The following is a 19,932-nucleotide window of genomic DNA, read 5'->3' on the forward strand; positions in this document are numbered from 1 at the left end:
TCACAGGATGTAGGAAATCGTCATCGAACGCCACCCGTAGGTGGCACGGAAACGCAAAACAGGTGCTCAAGTGGACTTGAGCACCTGCCACGTAGACGTCGCAAATTTGCGACATTTTGGTGTCCGAGGGGGGACTTGGGTTCCCGTTTGTAGCAAGCTTGCGCAGTTCGTGTGTTCATGCGCTATTGGATAGCTCGGTTTCAGTATAGAGGGCCAGTTAACACTAATCAATCTTTCGGGCTGATCTGTATCGACTGGACCAAGAACTTTCGCGGCGACATCTTCGGCCGCCCGCTTATCTGGAATCAGGCCCGTCTGCGCTAGGCGCTGGGTGAGTACGAGCGGTACTACAGCGAGCACCGAGCCCGCCGATCGCTCGCCGACGCGGCACCCCTGCTGGGCCGGCCTCAGCCTGGTGAACCCGCTCAGATCGAACGCTTCACCATCGACCGACTCGATCTTCTCCGCAGAGTCATTAAGCAGTATTGCCATGAGGCTTGACCTGCATGGACCTAGTTGTCGGCACGCACAGCGGTGGGCAAGACCGGAAACTGCCAGATCGGGGTCAGCGTGCACGCGGTCACCGACTGGGCCTCGGCCGCGATCGACTGGCGGTTGTTCCTGCAGGAATCGTGGGACGACGAGAAAGCCGTCGACGAGCAGGCCGCCGCCGAGGTCCGGGCGCGGCGGGCGCGGAGCGCGATCCCGGACGAGACCAGGCATCGGGAGAAGTGGCGCCTCGCGCTGGACATGCTCGATGAGGTCACTGGCGAGCGGGGCCTGCCGGATCGGCCGGTGGTAGCGGACGCGGGTTACGGCGACGCCACCGAGTTCCGCCTCGGCCTGACCCAACGCGGCCTGACCTACGTGCTGGCCGTAAGCCCTGCGGCGACCGCTCACCCCGCACAGGCGGTGCCGACGACCGCGGCCTGGATCGGCAACGGACGCCCGCTCGGACCGCGCTATGCCGACAAGCCCGTCGACCTGAAGTCCCTGGCCATCGCCGCGGGACGCGGGGCGGGCAAGTTCGTGGTCTGGCGCCACGGAAGCAAGAACACGCCGGGCAACCCGACGGCGAGTATGCGATCGCGGTTCCTCGCGTTGCGGATCCGCCCGGCCAATCGCAACATCCCGCGCGCGCAGGACGGGCGCCCGCAGGAGTGCTGGCTTCTGGCCGAATGGCCATCCGGCGCACCCGAGCCCATCGGCTACTGGCTGTCCACGCTCCCGGCCGACATCCGGCTGCGGGATCTGGTGCGGCTGGCCAAGATCCGCTGGCGCATCGAGCACGACTACCGCGAACTTAAAGACGGACTCGGCCTCGACCACTTCGAAGGCCGCGCCTGGCTGGGCTGGCACCGCCACGTCACCCTCGCCGCCGTCGCCCAAGCTATCTGCACCCAGCTCCGCCGGACCCCACAAGCACCTGCACAGGCCTGACGCTCTACGCGGTTCTGCGCGAACTCCAGGCCTTACTCGCGGTCTGGACAGGCGTCTGCCACACCTGCCGGCAACCCGTCCAGACCCGAACATCCACACCCCAGGTCAGCCACATCTAACAAAGCACTATTAGGGCCCTGCGGCCAATGTCGATAGCTTCGCCCTGAGCGAGCAAGATCCTCGCCTCCGGATCTCTCTATCGGTTACCCTGGCAATTCACGGTTAAGACGCAGAAGCTGGCGCAGGACAGGGGCAGTGCGACGCAATGAGCTGGAATCTAAAGAACTCCCGAGGGTTCTTCTTTGCTAGGACGAAGGAGCCGGAGAAGAGCTACTGGGCAAATCCAGCGATTGTGTCTGCCGTGAATTCGCGAGGCGGATCGATCCCACAGGAAATGCTCGATTGGAATCCAGGCGGTCCGAATATCCGATCGAACTGCCCAATCCTTCATGAGATGCTCATAGAGATTGATCGACTTCTTGCGCCGCAATGGAAGGCGCGGGTTGGGAGCATCTACGCAGGCCGGACATTTTCTAACGATGATACTGCTGCGTCCAACCAAAATCCTAAGTCGGGGATGGTGGCTATCTCGCATGAGTTCGCTACGATTCTCATCGCCTACTCGTCCATGTATGGACTGTTTCTTAGGAGTGTTGATGACGCGAAGCGGAGATCGCTCAAAGACGCACGTGCCATCCAGATCGGTATGCGTAGGCACTTTGACGAGATAATTGATCTCTTTAAAGAGGTGGGCTACCTCGCTCTGTCGGGTAGCGTCCTTCTGGTCACGCCAGACAAGCAAAGCTGGCGGTCGGTCGAGGCTCTTTGTGAGGCCGCTGAAAAGTGGACACTCGCGCATGAGATTGCGCACCATGTGGCGCGCGACATGTCGAATAGAATCGATAAGGGCGTCGAAAGGATTCTAAGTGGAATAAAAGCCAAAAGCTCAATGAGAGAAGAGATCAATGGGCTCTCGAAGAAGCAGCGGCATGAGGTGGAAGCTGACCTGTTAGCCTCTCTGATTCTCTCCGGCTATTTCGCAGAGCAAGGACGCCCGGCTATCGCTGTCCATGGAGTAATTCCGGGAGCGGCGGTAGCGTTGATAGCAGTCGCCCATCATCGTGATGAATGGACAAATGAGCCCGGCGATGATCATCCTGGGTGTTCGACACGACTGCGAATCCTTTTTGTCATGATGTGCGAGCTTTTCGGGGACGAGGTAGCTTATCCGGATGATCCGAGCCGCGCTGACATCACCTTGAGTAGGTCGGCGGCGCGACTTATGGCGTTTGCTCGCTGGGCAGAAAACGCGGAGAAGGCGGAAGAATTTGCTGATGAACTCAGGGAATTGTTCGGTGCTCCCGAAGCTTCATCTCCAGTGCTCGTAACCGCACACTACGCCGTCGAATTCGGCACCGCTGCACGTGACTATGCGGAAAGACATGGGGCCGCAACCTAAACAACACCCGTAGCTTGTCCGAGCGCTTATGCTGCCGCTTTGACCACGCGGGCGACGCGAGGAGCAGGCGGCGGACGTGCCGCGCGCCCGCAAGGCAGACCGCAAGGTCGATCTTGTCGGGCGAGTCACGGCTGACCTTCGCGATTGACACGCCGTACTTGTTCGGGTGCCTGCGGGCGTTGAGGACGTGCCGGCGAAGGCGCGGGTCTCCGTCGTGGTAAGGGTTTTCGCGGATGTCGGTGCGGCGACTCGTTCAGGCGGATCTCGGACAGCAGGGTCTGGCGGGGCTCGGCGTAGTAGGCCTCCGCCAGCGGGGCGAGCATGTGCAGCGGTTGCCAGTCGGTCGAGACGAACGCCTGAGCCTGCGGGGACTCGCACCACATCCGGTACCAGGCGCGGGTCCACCTCGAGTACGTCGACGCGGAGGGCAGCTTCGGCGCGTCCGCCTTGCCGTCTGCGGGCACCGAGACGGCGCCGGCGGCGAAGGCGTCGGCGTTGCGGCGTCGGCGCTTGGGGGCTGGGCAGGTCCGTAACCGGCGATGGCTCGTCACCTCCGCCGCGAAGCCGAAGAGTTGCGGGCGGAGTTGCGCAGCCCGCAACTCTGTAACGCCGTCGCGACGGAACTGCGATCCTATCGCCATGCTTCAGGAACAGAGGGCCAGCGACTCCGCGCTCAAGATTCGCTTCGAGACGTGGGGCGCGACGGACATCAAGATCAGGGTTAGCCCGCCTCACGCGGACGAACTGATCAAGTTGCTTAAGGAGAACGGCGCCGATGCCAGCCTGGGTGCTGAATTCTCGGCTGGGCAGACGCTGGAGATCGTCCACGCGATCGTTGAGAACGAGGCCTTCTGGCCCGCGCTGGCCGCGACTGTTGCGGCTTTTCTGGCGCGCCATAGCACCAGGAAGACCCAGTTCAAGGTTGGCGACGAAGAGATCAACTTCGAGGGTCACTCGCCGCGCGAGGAAGAGAAGCTCATCGAGAAGTTCCGCCAGCAGCATGTCGAGCGCGAGCTGAAGGCGAAGAAGCCGGAGCCCCCGTGATCGAGGGCGAGGCGGAGGAGAAGCCGCCGGCCTGAACTCCCCAGACCCGTACAGATAGCGACCAGCTATGACGTACCGGTGACGGTCCGTGACGTGACGGGGTCACCCCCCACCCTGGGGGCCGATCAGTCGCGTCGGGTGCGCGTGCGGCGAGCTGAGGGCGGTCCTGTGAGCTCCACGTCGTCGGTCTGGTCGCCGGGCTCGTCGTCGGGCTCCGGCTCGTCCTCGACGGCCCGGCGGCGATCAGCCAGACCGCTCCCAACTCGTCGTGGTCGAGCACCGCGTCGACCGGGTGGTTAGCCAGCGGAGCGAGAAGATGGATCTTCACCTGTGGATTGCTCCCTTAATCGTCGACCGGTGTGCTTTACCGCAGGCCGGGATGTGGTTCGTCTGGCCGGCGGGCGGAACTGCGTCGCGCTGCTGACGCTCTCCCGCCTTCGCGTGCACTCTTGATTGCGTGGCACCGGGCGCAAATGCATTGCAGGTTCGACTCGTCGTGGTTGTCGTCAGGCTGAATGTGATCGACCTCAACCGCGGGCCAGTGTTGGCAGACGCGGCAGATGGGATCTCGGCGGAGAACGCGGAGCCGGATCCGACGCCACTCGCGTGGTAGCCGGCTGGCTCGTGAGTTGCCATCCCAGGGAGCGATGAGGCCCCCTCGGCCCGCTGACCTGCTGCGCCCCGAGGACTGTCAGCTTCGCAACAAGAATCGCATCATCGCATTATCGCACCTATTTACCAGGGGTGCTCCAGCATCCATCAGTGTCCTGGCAGCTTCGGTAACGGTTACGTCGTAACGTTTACTGTGTCAGTAATCCTGGCGCGATCGGGTGATGTTCTATCTCTATGCGGAAACTAGGGAGAAACGTCAATGCGGTTACCGGCGCAATAGCGATGCGCTGGAATAATACTCCCAGGTCAGCCGGCATGCATGGAGTCTGTGCGCGGTCGATGCACAGCGGTATACGGTTGTGGGACGGGCGTATACCGCGTCCCACAACGACCTCTCTGTGGCGCATCAGTGGCGCAAAGTCAGACGTCTGGAGAGCTGTCTGTCTGGCCAGCTTCGGCCCGATGTGTCTCCGATTTCGGAGATGCTCCCGTGAAACCCAACCCCGCGTGTGGCGGCCGAAACTCGTCCGGTAACTTTTGGTCTCGCGAGACCACCAGCACTCCCCGAAGCCTCTGGCCGCCTGGCCTGTTCTGGCGGGGAAGCCGGCGCAGACGCGGCGGCGGATGGGAGATGCAGATGGGTTCGCAGGGTAGGAAGCCGGCACGACTGGTGATGCTGCTGAATTTGGCAGAGGCGCTAGTCGCGAGCTTGCCCAAAGACGGCACCAGCCCGGTGCCAACGTGGACAGCCGAGCTGGTGCTGAAGGTCGTTCGCGTTCTGCTTGGTCGCTAGCGCGGACGAACCATCTCGGGCGGGTGTCGCATTGCGGCACCCGCTCTTCTTTGTGTCCTAGCTCGGTCACGGTACGACGTGGTCACCCTATGACCAAGGTTTGGACGTCGGTGAGACTAGCAGCGCCGCCCTACCTTGAGTTATCCCGGTCGGCCGGTGATGGCGGTACGTGCTTCGAGGGTGGACACAGGCCCTGCGCGCAGCGACCCCGTACTCGATTACCGCGCCCGCATCGTTCTTCGACATGTACCTGCAGGGCTTCCACGGGGCGACCACCTGGCAGGAGGCGCTGAACATCTGGCTGTACACCGACGCGCCGACCGGTCGTTACGAAATCAACGTGGAGACGACCCAGCAGATCCAGCAGGCCTCGGTGATCCGCTACCTCGCCACATGGTGGTGTTCCGCGACGGCGACACTTGCAGCCGTGGCGCCGTTGCGAGTGCGGCCTCAGTCTCTTGGACCCGATCAGATGGGTCTGCTGCACGAGTAGGTGAAGATGTCACCTAACGGTGCAGCAGACCCGCTCATGAGGGCGGCGTCGCTTTGATACCCCGTGCGGCAGAACGCGGATGTTGTGCGACTCGCCGAAAATCCCGCGATCTCTGGTCTTGCTTCGGCGTATGTTCCCTTGCGCCTCACACGATCCGAGCACGGCGATGGCTAAGCACCTGACCAGAAGTTCTGTTCGTAACTCGCGTGAGTTGACCTTGCCGCGAACGTGAAGAGCCCCGTCGGGTTGGATTCGGTTACCACACAGAATCGACCCGACGAGGCCTCCACAAGTATGCGCCCCGCGCATGTCTACGCAGATCTGACCCCCGTCCAGCACGATGAGCTGGTCGCCGCCTTGCACGGACCCTGGCGAGTCGCCGCCCGCATCGTCATCGTCCTGCTGTCCGCGTCCGGCATGAGCGCACCCGAGATCGCCGAACTTCTGCACTACGAGCCCGTCACGGTGCGCCGCTGGATCGCCCGGCACACCCGCGACGGCATTCACGGACTGCCCGACCGGCCCCGCAGCGGACGCCCTCGTCTGGGCAGCACCACACTCGGGCAACGTATCCACACCCTGCTGCTGACACCGAAAGCCTGGACCACCGCACGACTCTGGAACGCCGCCCGACGGCCAGAGATGAGCCTGCACACCTTCTACCGGCGGCTCCGTGAGCACGGCAGCTGGCGAAGACCTCGCCTGATCGCCAAAGGCGACCCCGACCACGACGCCACCTGCCACACGATCCGGACCCGCATCGCCGCACTCCCGGCCGGGTCTGTTGTCCTGGCCGAGGACGAAACCCACCTCGACCTGCTCGCACGGGTCCGGTCGTGCTGGATGCCCACCGGCCTGCGCCACCGGATCCTCACTCCCGGCAGCAACATCCGCCGCACCCTGCACGGCGCGGTCAACCTCGCCACCGGAACCTGGCACCACCACGTCTCGGTCAAGAACGTCTCCGTGGTGTTCTGCTACTTCCTGCAGATGCTGCTCGACGCCTACCCCGACGCACCGATCGTTGCGGTGATCTGCGACAACGGCGGCACACACCACAGTGGAATCACCAAGCGCTGGCTGACCGAACATCCGCGCCTGATGCTGATCGAGGGCGCGAAATACAGCCCCCAGGACAACCCCGTCGAACGCATCTGGGCAGGCCTCAAACACCACATCGCCAACACCGCCCCCACCACGATGGCCGGCCGCGTCCGCCAGGCACACGCCTACTTCCGCGACCGCACCACCGAACAGAACCTCACCACCGCCGCACCCTGGACAAGCCCCTGGCTACCTGAAGGTTTCGGACAAGACTTATGGCCAGGTGCTTAGGCCAGACCGGTTCTTGGTGTCGACCCGTGACGGCAGTTCTGGCAGCACTAGGCGAGGATCTTTCGTGTCCGGTAAGCAGGCTCAGAAGAAGATCCGGGGACGTAAGCGCGCACAGCGCCCCTCGGTCGCCTTGCCGCGCCAACTCGGCACGGTGGATCCAGACCAGTTGTGGGCGATGATCGTTGCAGCAGGGGCGTCTCCCGCGCTCAGGCACAGGTGGTTGTCGGTGGCGCACCTGCTCGCCGCTGCGCTTCACAGCACGGGGCGAGGCACACGACCGATCGCCGCTGCCAAGCTGCCTCGGCTGCTCAGAGCGTGCCGTGAGGACTCGCCGCAGTTGACATGGATGGAGGACTTCGTTGCGGCAGATCCCCGGCAACGCGTCCTCGTCAGACTTGGTGACGATGTCGTCCGGTTGTTCCCAGGCAACATCGAGCGTCCGGTCGCCGACGTCGATCGGGCGTTGCTAGTAGCCGACGCCGTGGACGATACGCTGGTGGCGGAGTTGGGTTTCGGTGTCCGTGATCTGATCACTGCCTCGTTGCGCTACACCGACCACGCTATTGCGGTGCTCGCCCCGGCATGGCCGGGGCGAGGGCTCGCGGAAGAACCTCGAGTCACCCTCACCGATGCCGAGGTGGCCGCTGCTGCGGAGCTCGTCTCTTCGGGCACGCCCGCAGTGCTCTCAAGTCACGAGGCCATGGCGCGTGCGCTGAACTGGGCCACGTGTGACGCGGCCGAGCTGCGCTACGAGCAAGGACATCCTCAAAGTCCGTTCGGAAGGTTTCTCCGTGTGCGTCGAGCCGGTCACGCTGACCGGCCGGACTGGCTGCCGTTGGCGTTCTTGCCGGAGATCACCGGACACGGTGTCGTCGAACTTGCTCGTCATGCCGTGCGGCCGCTGACCGAGCAGCGATTCGCCCGATTGGGTGCTGCTGAGGTTCGCCGGGCACTGTGGCGTTTCGGCGATGTTGTTCTCGGGCCCGGCGACGAGCCCGAGGGAGTGCGCGTGGCCGATGATGCCGTGCAATGGGTGCTCATGTGCGGAGGTACCAAGGCTCTGTTGGTTCAGGTCGTCACTGCATTGGATGCGGGTGCGCTTCGGTTCGACGGGCAGAGCGCGGCGCAGGCGGTCGTGCGTGATGCTGCTGCGGCACCGAATGATCCGATTGGGGTGCCGATGGCGGGTGGCACCCTGAGCCTGCATCCTGGTACAGAGGTCGTGCCGCTGCTGGTGGTCGTTACGGCCGCGCACGTCGTTGCTCCCGCTCGTCGGGGAATGATGGCGGTGTCAATGGATGATCTGCGCTGGATCGCCCGCACCGCGAGCGCCGACACCGATCTGTTCATGTTCTGCCGCGACATGGCGCGTCCCGACCTTCCCGACTATCACGGCTGGGAAGCGATCGACACTTGGGAATGGTGGCGAGCCAACGGCAAGAGTTTCTTCCGGGGAGGGCTCAACCCGTCGTTCATCTCGATCGCCCCGCACGCGGGTGACGCGGAGTGGAACCGATCGGCCGACTTCGCCGACATCGAACAGGCCATGGCAACGCTGGGATTGCCCGCACTGCGAGACTGCGACGCTCTCGATCGGCAGTCGTCGGGAGCGGCACTGGCCGGCTGGTGGGACTCACCCCACTCCGGTGCGGCCCTGCCGCCGACCGGGGCGGCCCGCGGAGCGGTGTCATGACAACGGCTGGTATGCACACGCGGCCGCCGATCACGGCGTGGACCGTTTTCCCTGACGCGGTCCCGGTAGCCCTGACCGCCCTGTCCGATGGATGGAGCGGGCAGGACGGCAGCCTGCTGTACACACTGTCGGGCTCGTTCGGGTTCGGCCTGCGTCAAGTGGAAGCCCAGTGGAGGGCGTGCCACGCGGTCAGCGACGTCGCCGGCTATCTCATCGAACTGCGTCCGGCTGACCGCGCTCGTGCAGAGGACACCATCGTCGACACTCCAGCACGTGGCGCAGCCGGTTACGCGCCGATCCTGGTGAGCAGCTGTCGGCGTGACGTGAACCCGGCGGGGCGCGTGGTCGTACACGCGACCTTCCAGGTCGACTGCGACGAGTTTGCGTCGCAAGTGGACCGTGACACTACGGCGGGCCGAGCAGCCATGGCGGACGCGATCCGCGCCCTGCTGCAGAAATCGGAAGCCTCATCACCCGAGGCCATCGCCGCTATCGTCGAGGCGTGGTGCGCGTCGCCGCCCACGTTCGCCCTGGAGATCACTCAGACGTTCACGACTCAGAACGACCTGCCACGCCCGATCCAGCTGGATCGGGCGCACGTATCGGACATCGACCGGCTGATCGCCGAAGCCATCCGCGAGGCCGGCGTCGCACCGGGTGACTACGTCGGTGCGGCCGCCAAAGCTCTCGATCGTGACACACTGGCACCCGCCGCACTGCGGGTATTGACACAGCGGCTCGCCCAGCATTCGCTGCACGACCTGGTGTTGTACGCGATGCACCAGTTGCAGTGCGTCGTCGTGCACATCGAGCGGACCCTGCGAGACATTCAGCGTGCCGCGACCCACATGGCGGTCACGTGGGATCCCGAACAGCGATATGAGCACATTGAACAGGAGCAGCTCACCTTGCGGCGCTGCGTGGAGACCGCGGTAGAAGCGGCACTGAGGACCGCGCCTGCCGCAGACCTGCCTGTCGATGTGGTGACCTGGAGCGAGATCCTTGCCGCAGCGAACGCCTACCTGGCTGCAGCCTCGCGCAGCGAGGCAATCCACCATCAGGTCACGCCGCGTGCCCTGCGCATCAGCCAGGCATACGAGATCGAGCTGATCAGCGCCGCCGCCGCGCACCCCGATGCCGTGCGTACGCCCAACGCGAACACCGCCGATCGGCACACCTACGATCTGGATATCGAAGCGTTCCGTCACGCACGAGCCGCGTACAACATGGCCGAGAGGGCACGTGACAACGATGATCAGGCTGTAGACGCGGGCGATGGTCAGCTAGCACCCGTCGATGTAGACGCGGCCATGTCGCACGGTTACGGAGTCACAGCTACCGACCTGTTCTCAGTCCTGTTGGGACTGATCACCTGGCGTTTCGGTCCGCATGAGGGCTCCGTCGCTGTGGCAACGTTCCAGGACGTTGTGGACCACGTCCTCACTGCGACAGTGATGGGGGAGGAGCCCGAGGGTCCCGCTCGCGTACAGGCGGCGATGCGCATGCTCACCAGTACAAGCCACGACATGCGCACTGCGGACTGGAAGCCTTGGCAAGCAAGGACACGGCGCCGCAGACTGCTCGTCCAGCCCGTGCCCGTCCTTGAGGACGGCTCGATGATCATCGCGCCGCACTTCTGCAAGACAAGCCTGATGGTGTACCAAAACCACCTCCAGCAGGGCCAGTTGCCGTGGAGCCAGCCACCCGGGCCGCCTGTAGTCGAGACCGCACTCAGCAAGGTCCGCGATCGCCGCAACAAGGCATTGGAACGTGACGTGGCGCGCCTGCTGCGCGAACACGGGTGGCACGTCGTCGAGGCCGTTAAGGAGACCAAACCTCAGCGCCTTGGAGTACCAGTCCTGAACACCGAGATCGACGCCGTCGCCGGACATCCGGACAGAGCCACGATCTGGCTGTTGGAAGTCAAGGATCCCGTTGACGTATATGCGATCCCTGAGATCCGGCGACACCTCGATCGCTTCTTCGGCTCCTCGTCGAAGACACCGTCGTACATCGAGCAGTTCCAGCGCAAGATCGCTGATCTCGCACCACACGCCGCCGCAGTGGCACACGCACTGGGGTTGCCCGCACGGGCCACCTCCCACCCATACACGGTGAAGGCGCTCTTCGTCACCAGAAAGCCGGTGCCAGCGGCGTACGTGAGCAGCGACGCAGAGTTTGTCGCACTTCCCGACCTAGTCTCGCGGATCTGTTCCTGATCAACGCTTGCCGCATCGATGAGCCGTATCACGGCCTTGCTCTGTGCGGAGCACGTTGGTCTGGGCCTCTCGCCGAGTTCATCGGGGCGGTGCTCAGGCTGGCGACATCGGTGCTCCCGTGGGCGGACCGGCTTGAGGTCGAGCACAGCTGGTCCTATGAGTGGTTCTTCGGATGCGAGGACGTCCAGTGGCCGGCTACCGACAAGAACACCGTCGCTGACCGCAGGTCCTGACAGCTCAGGAACCGGCCTGCAGGTTCACGAACGAGTGGTGAACAGCTATGCGGCCCGGATGTGTCGGAGGTCCGTGGTAGACCAGCGTCCGGCGAAAGCCGCCACGGAACCCAAGTGGAAGGACAGGCCCTCGTCATGAACCCCGCTGACGTCGTCACGCACGCACCCGGTACTGCGCAGCACTCAGTCAGGGTCGTTCGCTGGAGAAGCGGCAAGCTGCACATCAGCGAGGACGGCCTCATGACCGTCTGCGGATCGGTCATCCGACCGGACCGCGCGCGGATCCTGCCGGCCGCCACGAACTGGGCCGAGCACGTCAACTGCTACAACTGCGCGTACCGGCACGCACCACCACCTGGCTATCTGTCACCCCGCACGGGCAAGGACTTCCCGCTCAAGCGGGAGTGCCCGAATCATCCCGGCAGCGGGCTCGCCGCCGACTCCTGCCACACGTGCGACCCGTCAACGCTGCGCCCGCGGAACTGGCCCTGCCCCAACGGCTGCACGAACCCGTTCGACCACAACCCAGTGCACAGGTACACCACGTGCACGGTCTTCCCCGATCGCCGCGAACGAGGCTCCACCGGCCGATGCATCGAGGCCTGTGAGTCCACCGAGCGAGCGATGCACCGCGCGAACCCGAACCTGTCTTTCGACCTCGCCGACAGCGCGTCGTTCCTCTGCTACCGCTGCGGCGAACCGGTCTGCGTCGGCTGCCAGCGAACCGCCGTCGAACGCTACTGCGACTTCTGCATCCCCTGCAGTAACGAGTTGAACTAGGTCGCGGACTGCCACCATGCCCACTTCGAACATCGACACCGCTCCCACCGCGAGGACGCGGTGAGCGGCAATGCCCAGGCAGCCCGGCACTTGGCCATGCGCGCCGACACCGTGCGTGTTTCCGATCTAGGTTCCTGGCGTGCCGTCATGAGATGGATCAGCGGCGAAGGACTCCGTCGGTCACGAGGTGCTTCGGCGTCGTCCGGCTGGTGGGATACGGCCTCGACGGGGCGTCCCGGCTGGCGTGAGCGTGCCGCTCACCTCAACGATCAACCTGTTTTCGCCGTCGACTATCAGGCCTGCCGCCGCTGCGGCCTGGCCTGGGTCGAGCAGCCCTACACCGACCCGCTCCACCAGCGTTGCGGTCTGGCCAGCGCCGGTCTCTCGGCCCTGCGCGCTGAACACCCCGGCCTGAGCTGGCACACACTCGGCAGCCATCTCGCAGAGTCGCGAGCGTTCTGGGCCGCAGCTGGCGCCGACGTGCTCGGCGGTTATAGGCAGCGCCACCTCTGCCCTCATGTCCGACGTGGCTGATCATGTTCAGCAGACGCACCGGTGTTCATCGAGCGTGCACAGAACTTCGGGCATCCGCGATGGCGACTGCGAACATCGACAGCAGCCTGGGAACAGCGGCAGCCTGCCGCTCCAGCCCGGCGAGCCGGTGCCGGTGCCGGTGTTACTGGAGATGCTCGGCAAACTCGCCATCCAACCTGCGCGGAAACGACAAGGTGAGAGAAGCCGGACGTCCCGCGCCGGCCGCTGATCGCGAGGTCTTCCACCTCACAGGCGAGATCGGGCTGCGGGTCGGAGCAGCCTTGTCGAGGAACCGCCTATCAAGGACCCTATTCTGACGGGGCTGTCGGCGACGTGTTTCGCTCGGTGGTCGGCGACCAGATCCTATGCGCGTTCGTGAGCCCGAAGAATCGACTGAGAGAACCTGATTATCTCTCGCGAGAGGAAGCTGAAGCTCGCATCTTGCTCCGAATGTTTCCGGAGTTCTTCGGTGTCAACGGAGGCTAGGCGATCCTCAATTTCCTTCGGATTTCCGTTGAATGCTGCGCTGGCCAGCGAGAAGATCTCGAACTTTGCCTTGTACTCACCCTGAGAGATCTCGATGGTATGAACGAAGCACGGTAGATTCAAAATGTGCTGTAGTAGCAATCGTGGTCCTGGTGAAGCTAGGTCTAGTCGCGCGGCGACCACCAGGTTCAAGGCGATGTTGTGTAGCGCCTGCTGTGCCGATTCTCGCGACAGGGGAGGGCATCCGAGTTCGCCTGCGAGATTATCAATCTCAATTCTGCATTCCCCCCATTTCTTCTGTGCTGCTAGTGACTCCGCTAGAAGCCTGCGTATTTCAGTGTTAACGCTGAAACCGTGCCGTGAACGCGTGAGAAGTGTCCGTGCGATACGTTCGGCTTCCTCGTCTTCGCCTTCGCTGATCAGCCGGTTTACCTCTTCAAAGGAGCTCACGTCCTCGGCGAGGCTTGTGCTGGGCAGGCGCTCCTGCAGGTCGTGAAGAACTGTGACCAGGGCGTTCGAGCTGTCTGTTGCGGGCACTCGATCATGAAGAATACTCAAGATGCTGAGGGCGGTGACGCAGAACGTTGTCGCGGCGCGGTGGGTGTCGTCGTTGAGTGCGAGCGTTTGTGCGTAGGTGAACACTCGAGCGAGTTCTGTCACCACGGAGTTCGGGTCCGCCTGGATCGCTTGATCCGAGTTGGTGATCGCACGAGCCAGATGCAAGCGTGCTTGGTGTTCGAGAAACAGATCGACCCCGTCGGCGTCCCCCAGGAGCATGTCGAGCTCGGTACGCAACAGGTCGATTGCCTCATCATCGCGGCCTGTAGCGATGTAGGTGCTGGCGAGATTTCCCGCCAGTACGGCGATGCGGCGGCCGGTGACGCCGAGGCGGCGCAGGTGAGCGGTCAGTGTGGCGGCGTGTGGCGCGAGCTGGTGTGCCTTGGTGGTCTCGTGGTTGTGCGTGGCGGCAGACAACCAGTGGTCGGTGTGCATCGCCAGGCGTTGAAGCTCGTCTTTCCACTCGTCTGGCCGATTTCCGTGTTCAAGTCGGTTGCGGACCACCTCCTGCAGTACTGCATTGAGGGCGATGGTGTGGTTCGCGCCGGGCAGAAGGTCGGAGCTGCGCCAGGCCAGCCGCTCGTCATGCCGGACGAACGAGATCCTGCACAGTGCGCGCACGGCTTCGTGTGGCCGCAGGTCCTCTAGCACGACGGGCCCGTGAGCGCTGGAGAGGTCGTCGTATGCGGGAAGGCCGTCGGCACCCAGGACCAACGGCGCTACCAGGAGTTGAATAGGCACGCGTCGGCTGCTGAGGTAGCTCGCGCGTTGCAGCATCTCGGCTGCCAAGGCGGCAGTGTCTCCGGGGTTGGATCTGAACAGGACCTCAAGTCCTAGATCGATGGCGGCGACGAGTGTTCGCGGGTAGCCCGGGGGAATGGAGAGTTCGTCGCCGAGTGACCGCACCTTCAACGCTTCGAGGTAGTAGTCGACGTCGGCGAGCGTGTAGCCGCACCCGCGGAGATAGGCCGCCGCGAGCTCCAGGGCCAAAGGCCAGCGTTCCAGCTCGACCGCCAGCCGCTGCGCCTGGTCATCGAGTCCGGCAGTAGGTTCGTCGAGCCGTAGGCGCAGGAGCTCAGCAGCCTCATCGGGCGTCAGGGTGGGGACTGCGATCGGGCTCCCCAGGCGGGCTGTGCTGTCGATGGTCGTCACGAGCACGTCTGCGTCGGCCAGGGTGGGGGTCCATTGCCGCGCCAGTTCGGCTGTGGCGTCGTCGAGCACGAGAAGGAACCTGCCTGGTTGCGTGCTCAGCGCTTCGTGCACCGCTGATCGCAAGTGCTCGCTGGCGCCGGTCTGTTCGATCCCGAGGCGACCGGCCAGCGCTTGGAAGCCGTCTTCGATGCTGTCCGAACTGGTCGCGTCCATCCAATAGATCGCGGAATAGGCGTCCGCGTAGGCCGCGACGTAGGCGGAGGCGAGGCTGGACTTTCCGATCCCGGACAGGCCGGTAAGGGTGCAGTGCCGTACCGAGCGCCCGGTCGGACGGTAGGGGTCCAGCGCGCTGACGATTTGCTGGACCTGCGTGGTCCGGGGAAGGTCGGGTACGGGTGCCATCAACCCGAGAACGCTGCCCCAGTCGCGGCTCCCGAGAAGCTCGACGATGTCCCGCTCGTCCTGGACTATCGCGTCCATCACCTCGGCCTTCGTCCAGTCGGCTTGTTCGGCGAAGGCAGCTTTTCGGTGTACCTCGGTCAATAGGTGGGCCAGCAGCAGGCCCGACGAGCGGTGTCCGATACCGAGCCCGTACTGACGGCGGAAGTCCCAGACCTGCGTTTTCACCGAGTCCGCGACGTCGGTGCGACCACGCTGATCAACGAGTATGCGGCAGCGTGCAAGCCGCTCGACCTGGTCGTCAGTGAGGTCTGTCGCTGTTGAGGTCGACCGTGCCTCGGCCAGCACGCGTTGCAGTTCGTTCCGTCGATCGTCGATCGTGAGGTCGGCTCGGGCGAGGAGATTCGCCAGTTTGGTCGTCCCGGAGGCCAACCGGACATTGGTCAGCAACTGATAGCACTCGGCATCGCAGCGGGTCACGAGCTCAACCAGGATGCGGTAGGCGACCCCGGTGCCTAGGGGAGTGGTCGAAAGGCCGGTCTTGACCTGTGCGGCGAGCAGTGTCTCACCGTCAGCGCCGATGAGGTCGAAGTCAACGACGTCTAGCTGGTCGGACCCACTGGCACCTTCGACCCGACAGGCTTTGAACCGTTCGTTTGAGACCGTCGCGAGCACTGCCTCGACCGTACGCAGATATTGGTAGAGGAAACCCCACGCAGCTACTCGACCCCCGTCCACGGTCCGACCTTACGGCGCCACGCCGCGGGTGGCGCGCGGCCGCGCCCAACACTCCGCCGACAACGCGAACCTCCTCGTGATGACCCGCTGAATCTCCAGCAGGGGTCTTGATGCGGTGCACATCGCTCGGGGCACTCGCCGGAATTCCGCATAGGAATGTCCCTGGCTCACAGGCATCATCCGCATGGCGGGGTGTACGGGTGGTCGGGTACGAACTGCGCCCACTCCTCAGGTGTGATGGGTGCGCCGGCGGTGGTGCAGATCAGCGACGCCGCCTCCTCTGGCTCGATGTGCCACATGCGGGTGGTTCCGCTGCGGCCGCCTGCTGCCAGGCGGCGGCCATCTGCTGAGAATGCCGCGGTCAGCAGGCCGTCTCCGGCATCGAGGGTGCCGATCGCGACTGGTTCGCTGGGTGCGGTGAGATCCCACAAACGAATCGTGCCGTCGACGCTACTGACGGCCAGTTCATCCCTGTTCGGGTGGAACGCGAGCTCGTAGACCTCGCCCACCGGTCCGAGCAACGGTCGATCCAGGGCAACAGGGCTTGCCGGTCGGGTCAGGTCAACGAGGCGTACTGCGTAGTCAGAGCCGGCGAAGGCGGCGAGGCTGCCGTCGTGGTTGAAGGCGGCGGCGTACACGGGGCCGTGGAAGCCGCTGACGGTGGTCAGCAGACGTGGTTTCGCGCGGTCGGTGAGATCCCACAGGTGTCCCTCGCTGCCTGCGGTGCCGACGGCGAGCAGTCGTCCATCGGGACTGAAACGGGTGCCGTAGGCAATGCCCGTCGACGCGGACAGCACCGCCCCGGCACGAGGGTTCGCGGGTTCGGTGAGGTCCACCAGGTGCACGGTGCCGTCGTCGCTGGACACTGCCGCGGTGCGGCCTGTGCGGTCGAGCACGACGGCTTGCACGGTCGCGGTGGCGAGAGGCAGGTTCACCGGTTTGCCGCCGGGCGACTGGACGCTGATCGAGCCATCCGTTGTACCGAGGATGAGTGTGTTGCCGTCGGGCGTGATCGCTGATGCTCCGCTGAGTCTCGCCGTAGGGTCACCGTTGACAGCCGGTGTGGCTAAGGATGGATGAAGGGGATCTGAGACGTCCCAGAGGCGAGCGGTGTTGTCACCCGAGCCGATTAGCAGCCGGCGCCCGGCCATGTCGAAGGAAGCTGAGTACACCTGTGCATCCGGTCCTGTGAGCACTGGTCCGGTGCCGCTCCATACTCGGGCGATACCGTCCGTGGCCAAGGTGACCGGTGTGCGGTCGTCCTTGAACTCGATGGCGGTCACAGGCTTCGGATGGGGCAGGGTGTTCAGTGACCGGCCTGACTGCAGGTCCCACTGCCATAGACGGGTGTCGGAGCTCCCTGCGGCGAGGCGGCTGCCGTCAGGGCTGAAGGCGACAACGTTGATCCAGCTTTCCGGTCCGGTGAATCGGTCGGGTGCCTGGCCGGGGTTGTCGAGGTTCCACCGATAGATCACATGCTCGCTGGAGGTGCCTGCCACCAGTGATCGGCCGTCCGGGGACACGGCGATCGAGTACACCTTGCTGGTCGGGCCTGTGAGCACGATCGGGGGACTGTTGCCGGACATCTCCCAGACGTGCACTGTTCCATCGTCGCCACCTGCGGCGATCCGGGCACCGTCCGGGGTGAATGCCACGCCTTTCACCGCCTCGCGCGGTCCGGTCAAGATCGTGGGCGCGTCGCCGCTGCCCACCTGCCACAGGCGGACCGCGAGATCCCCGCTCGCCGCCGCGAGCGCCGTCCCATCTGGACTGAACGCCAGCGCGAACACCCGCGCGGACCCGGCGTTGTGGCGGGTCAACGCAACCGGCGGACCACCGGCCTGCAGCCTCCAGACCGACACCACGCCGCTGCCACCAGCTGCGGCCAGCAGCGTGCCGTCCTTGCTCACCGCCATCGCGCTCACGGCTCCCTCAGCGTCGACGGCGCCAACCGTGGCGCCGCCAGCTCCGGTGAGCGTGACCTCACCTGTGTCGCTACCGACCGCCAGCAGGTCTCCTTTGACTGCCAAGGATCCGGCGCTGCCGTGCGGAGCGCGCAGACGAGTGGCCAGAGGCCTGGAGGCTGCGTCGAGCAGCGCGGACCGAGCTTCTGGCGTCGGTGTGATCCGGTATGCGGCGAGTGCGAGCTGGCCGGCCAGCGTCGGATCCTTGTCGCGCAACCGGTTCGCTGTAGCTGCGAGCGCTCGGGAACGTTCCGCGGTCCGTTGAGCGTCCGCCGCGGTGGACACCGACCGCGCGTAGATCGTCGTCCCGGTCGCGACCAGCGTCAGCGCCAGTAGGGCGGTGATCAGGCGGTTGCGGTGCTGTACACGACGGCGTTCGGCCTCGGTGCCAGCGGCACGCGACCGGGCCGACGCAGCCAGGAACTCTGTCTCCAACCGGTTGAGCGTTCCGGTACCGGCGGTGGTCGCCCAGGCTTCTGCGGCAGCCAGCTCGGAGTTGCGGTAGAGGTGATCATCGGCGTCGTCCGATGCCCTCCACCGCTTCGACGCGGCCGTGAGTCGGCTGTGTACGTGCCTGCCGACCCGGTCCTCGGCCAGCCACTCCGAAAGCAGCGGCCACGCCGAGAGCAGCGCCTCATGACTGATCTCCACGCTGTCCGCGTCCACGGTCAAAAGCCGATACGTGACGAACACGTCGAGAACCGTCGAGAGGGCGTCGACCTCCTCGTCGGTCCGTCCATCGAACATCTCGTCGAAGCCGATCCGGCGCCGGGTGTCAGCGGCATCGTCGTCGATTCTGACCAAGCGCAGGAACAATTGCCGGACCAGTGGCAACGATCCTGTGGGAATCGCCTGGACGGCGAGGGCAGCGCTGCGCGCGATCGCGCCGTGCACACCGCCGACACCCTGATAGTGCTCAACCCGCACCACCCGGCCTTCTGTGCCCGCCTCCGCCATGAAGTGCTCTACCGTGGCGTGCACCGCATGCGACAACAGAGGCAATCCGGCCGCCGCACCTGCCGTGTCCCGCACCAGCAGCTCCACCAGACCCGGTTCCAGGGGCAACTCCACCGCGGCAGCGGGCCGGACCACGACCTCGCGCAGCTCCGCACCGGTCATCGGCTCGACGATCACCTGACGGTCACGCAGCAGCCCCGCGAGGAACGGGTATCGCAGGGCTTGGTCGTAGAAATCGGCGCGCAACCCGAACACAACCGGCGCCGACCGGGCTGACACCTTCGCCAGAAACTCCCGCCGCACTTCTTCATCGGAGTGCAGGGTGAACAGCTCCTCGAGATGGTCGACCACGACCACTGCGCTATCGGCCGCGGAAGCGAGCGCATCGACGGCGCCGACCGAAACGAACACGACCGGTGAGGCCAACGCGGGCACGAGCCCCGCGCGCAGGAGCGACGTCTTTCCACTACCGGACGCACCGACAACGATCACAGACCCGGCCGCGACCGCAGAGACTAGGCGGGCGGTCAGCTCCTCCCGCCCGAAGAAGCGATCCGCTTCGTCGACCCGAAAGGCACGCAAACCCGGATAGGGATTGGTATCGGGACTAGCAGCGGCACCGCGAACCGACCGCAGGCGAACCAGCGCGTCCAGAAACGTGTCCTTTTCGGCGGCTGGCACCTTCAACGCGTCCAGCAACGCCACAAAGCGGTCGGTCACCGTGGTTTGCGGCAGGTGCCTACCGGTGCACCAACCGGAAATCGTCGCTTGCCCAAGCCCGATCTCCGTGGACAGCAGCCGATAGGACTTCCCAGATCTCGCGCGTCGCGCGCCCAGCTCCCGCGCGAATTCGTCTCCGGTAAGAATTTCCACCCGTCCTCCCGGTATCGGCGTCGTCCTCAAGCTAGCCGCATCCCAGGTAGGCCGGTCCCACCGAAAGAGCGGCCTACCCGACAACTGGCCGCAATGGCGTACGGATGTGTACGGAGTTGTCGCCGAAACCGTCCGGGACCAGCGCAGAGTCTGGTCGTAGAGGGCGTTCT

At 64.7% G+C, this 19,932-nt stretch carries 11 protein-coding genes; 8 read left to right on the forward strand and 3 right to left on the reverse strand.

Annotated features, from left to right (window positions below):
* The first annotated feature begins 534 nt into the window (after positions 1-534).
* From ND450_RS08355 to ND450_RS08365, 3 genes are all read left to right on the forward strand, one after another.
* On the forward strand, positions 535-1,440 hold the full coding sequence (locus tag ND450_RS08355) for an IS701 family transposase (RefSeq protein ID WP_253325570.1): 906 nt from the start codon (positions 535-537) through the stop codon (positions 1,438-1,440).
* Positions 1,441-1,894: 454 nt separating this feature from the next.
* Positions 1,895-2,899, forward strand: coding sequence for a hypothetical protein (locus tag ND450_RS08360; protein ID WP_253325571.1), 1,005 nt, complete (start codon positions 1,895-1,897; stop codon positions 2,897-2,899).
* Positions 2,900-3,538: 639 nt separating this feature from the next.
* On the forward strand, positions 3,539-3,943 hold the full coding sequence (locus ND450_RS08365) for a hypothetical protein (RefSeq protein WP_253325572.1): 405 nt from the start codon (positions 3,539-3,541) through the stop codon (positions 3,941-3,943).
* Between the two features lie 364 nt (positions 3,944-4,307).
* Here the strand turns inward: ND450_RS08365 and ND450_RS08370 are convergent, their stop codons facing one another.
* Entirely contained in the window at positions 4,308-4,592 is a 285-nt protein-coding gene (locus ND450_RS08370; RefSeq protein ID WP_371927758.1) for an HNH endonuclease, read from the reverse strand.
* 1,000 nt (positions 4,593-5,592) lie between these two features.
* Between ND450_RS08370 and ND450_RS08375 the strand changes: the two genes are divergently transcribed.
* From ND450_RS08375 to ND450_RS08395, 5 genes are all read left to right on the forward strand, one after another.
* Entirely contained in the window at positions 5,593-5,841 is a 249-nt protein-coding gene (locus ND450_RS08375) for a hypothetical protein (RefSeq protein WP_253325573.1), read from the forward strand.
* A 294-nt stretch (positions 5,842-6,135) separates the two neighbouring features.
* Positions 6,136-7,176 (forward strand): IS630 family transposase, encoded by a 1,041-nt coding sequence (locus ND450_RS08380; RefSeq protein WP_371927759.1) that lies wholly within the window; start codon positions 6,136-6,138, stop codon positions 7,174-7,176.
* A gap of 64 nt (positions 7,177-7,240) precedes the next feature.
* Positions 7,241-8,869, forward strand: a complete 1,629-nt coding sequence (locus ND450_RS08385; protein ID WP_253325574.1) for a hypothetical protein — start codon at positions 7,241-7,243, stop codon at positions 8,867-8,869.
* Positions 8,866-11,088, forward strand: coding sequence for a hypothetical protein (locus tag ND450_RS08390; RefSeq protein ID WP_253325575.1), 2,223 nt, complete (start codon positions 8,866-8,868; stop codon positions 11,086-11,088). Before ND450_RS08385 ends, ND450_RS08390 begins: the two co-directional genes overlap by 4 nt.
* Before the next feature lie 368 nt (positions 11,089-11,456).
* Positions 11,457-12,101: a hypothetical protein gene (locus tag ND450_RS08395; protein ID WP_253325576.1), complete on the forward strand. Its 645-nt coding sequence runs from the start codon at positions 11,457-11,459 to the stop codon at positions 12,099-12,101.
* A gap of 897 nt (positions 12,102-12,998) precedes the next feature.
* Here the strand turns inward: ND450_RS08395 and ND450_RS08400 are convergent.
* Positions 12,999-15,905, reverse strand: a complete 2,907-nt coding sequence (locus ND450_RS08400) for an ATP-binding protein (protein ID WP_253325577.1) — start codon at positions 15,903-15,905, stop codon at positions 12,999-13,001.
* A 239-nt stretch (positions 15,906-16,144) separates the two neighbouring features.
* Positions 16,145-19,762 carry a helix-turn-helix domain-containing protein gene (locus tag ND450_RS08405; RefSeq protein WP_253325578.1) on the reverse strand — a complete coding sequence of 1,206 codons (3,618 nt, stop codon included), beginning with the start codon at positions 19,760-19,762 and terminating at the stop codon, positions 16,145-16,147.
* Positions 19,763-19,932: the final 170 nt, after the last annotated feature.

This window comes from Lentzea sp. HUAS12, assembly GCF_024125735.1.
Taxonomy (GTDB): domain Bacteria; phylum Actinomycetota; class Actinomycetes; order Mycobacteriales; family Pseudonocardiaceae; genus Lentzea; species Lentzea albida.

Coding starts and splice junctions, on each gene's coding strand:
- ND450_RS08360 (WP_253325571.1), top strand. CDS start 1,895: ATGCTCATAGAGATTGATCGACTTCTTGCGCCGCAATGGAAGGCGCGG.
- ND450_RS08365 (WP_253325572.1), top strand. CDS start 3,539: ATGCTTCAGGAACAGAGGGCCAGCGACTCCGCGCTCAAGATTCGCTTC.
- ND450_RS08375 (WP_253325573.1), top strand. CDS start 5,593: ATGTACCTGCAGGGCTTCCACGGGGCGACCACCTGGCAGGAGGCGCTG.
- ND450_RS08380 (WP_371927759.1), top strand. CDS start 6,136: ATGCGCCCCGCGCATGTCTACGCAGATCTGACCCCCGTCCAGCACGAT.
- ND450_RS08390 (WP_253325575.1), top strand. CDS start 8,866: ATGACAACGGCTGGTATGCACACGCGGCCGCCGATCACGGCGTGGACC.
- ND450_RS08395 (WP_253325576.1), top strand. CDS start 11,457: ATGAACCCCGCTGACGTCGTCACGCACGCACCCGGTACTGCGCAGCAC.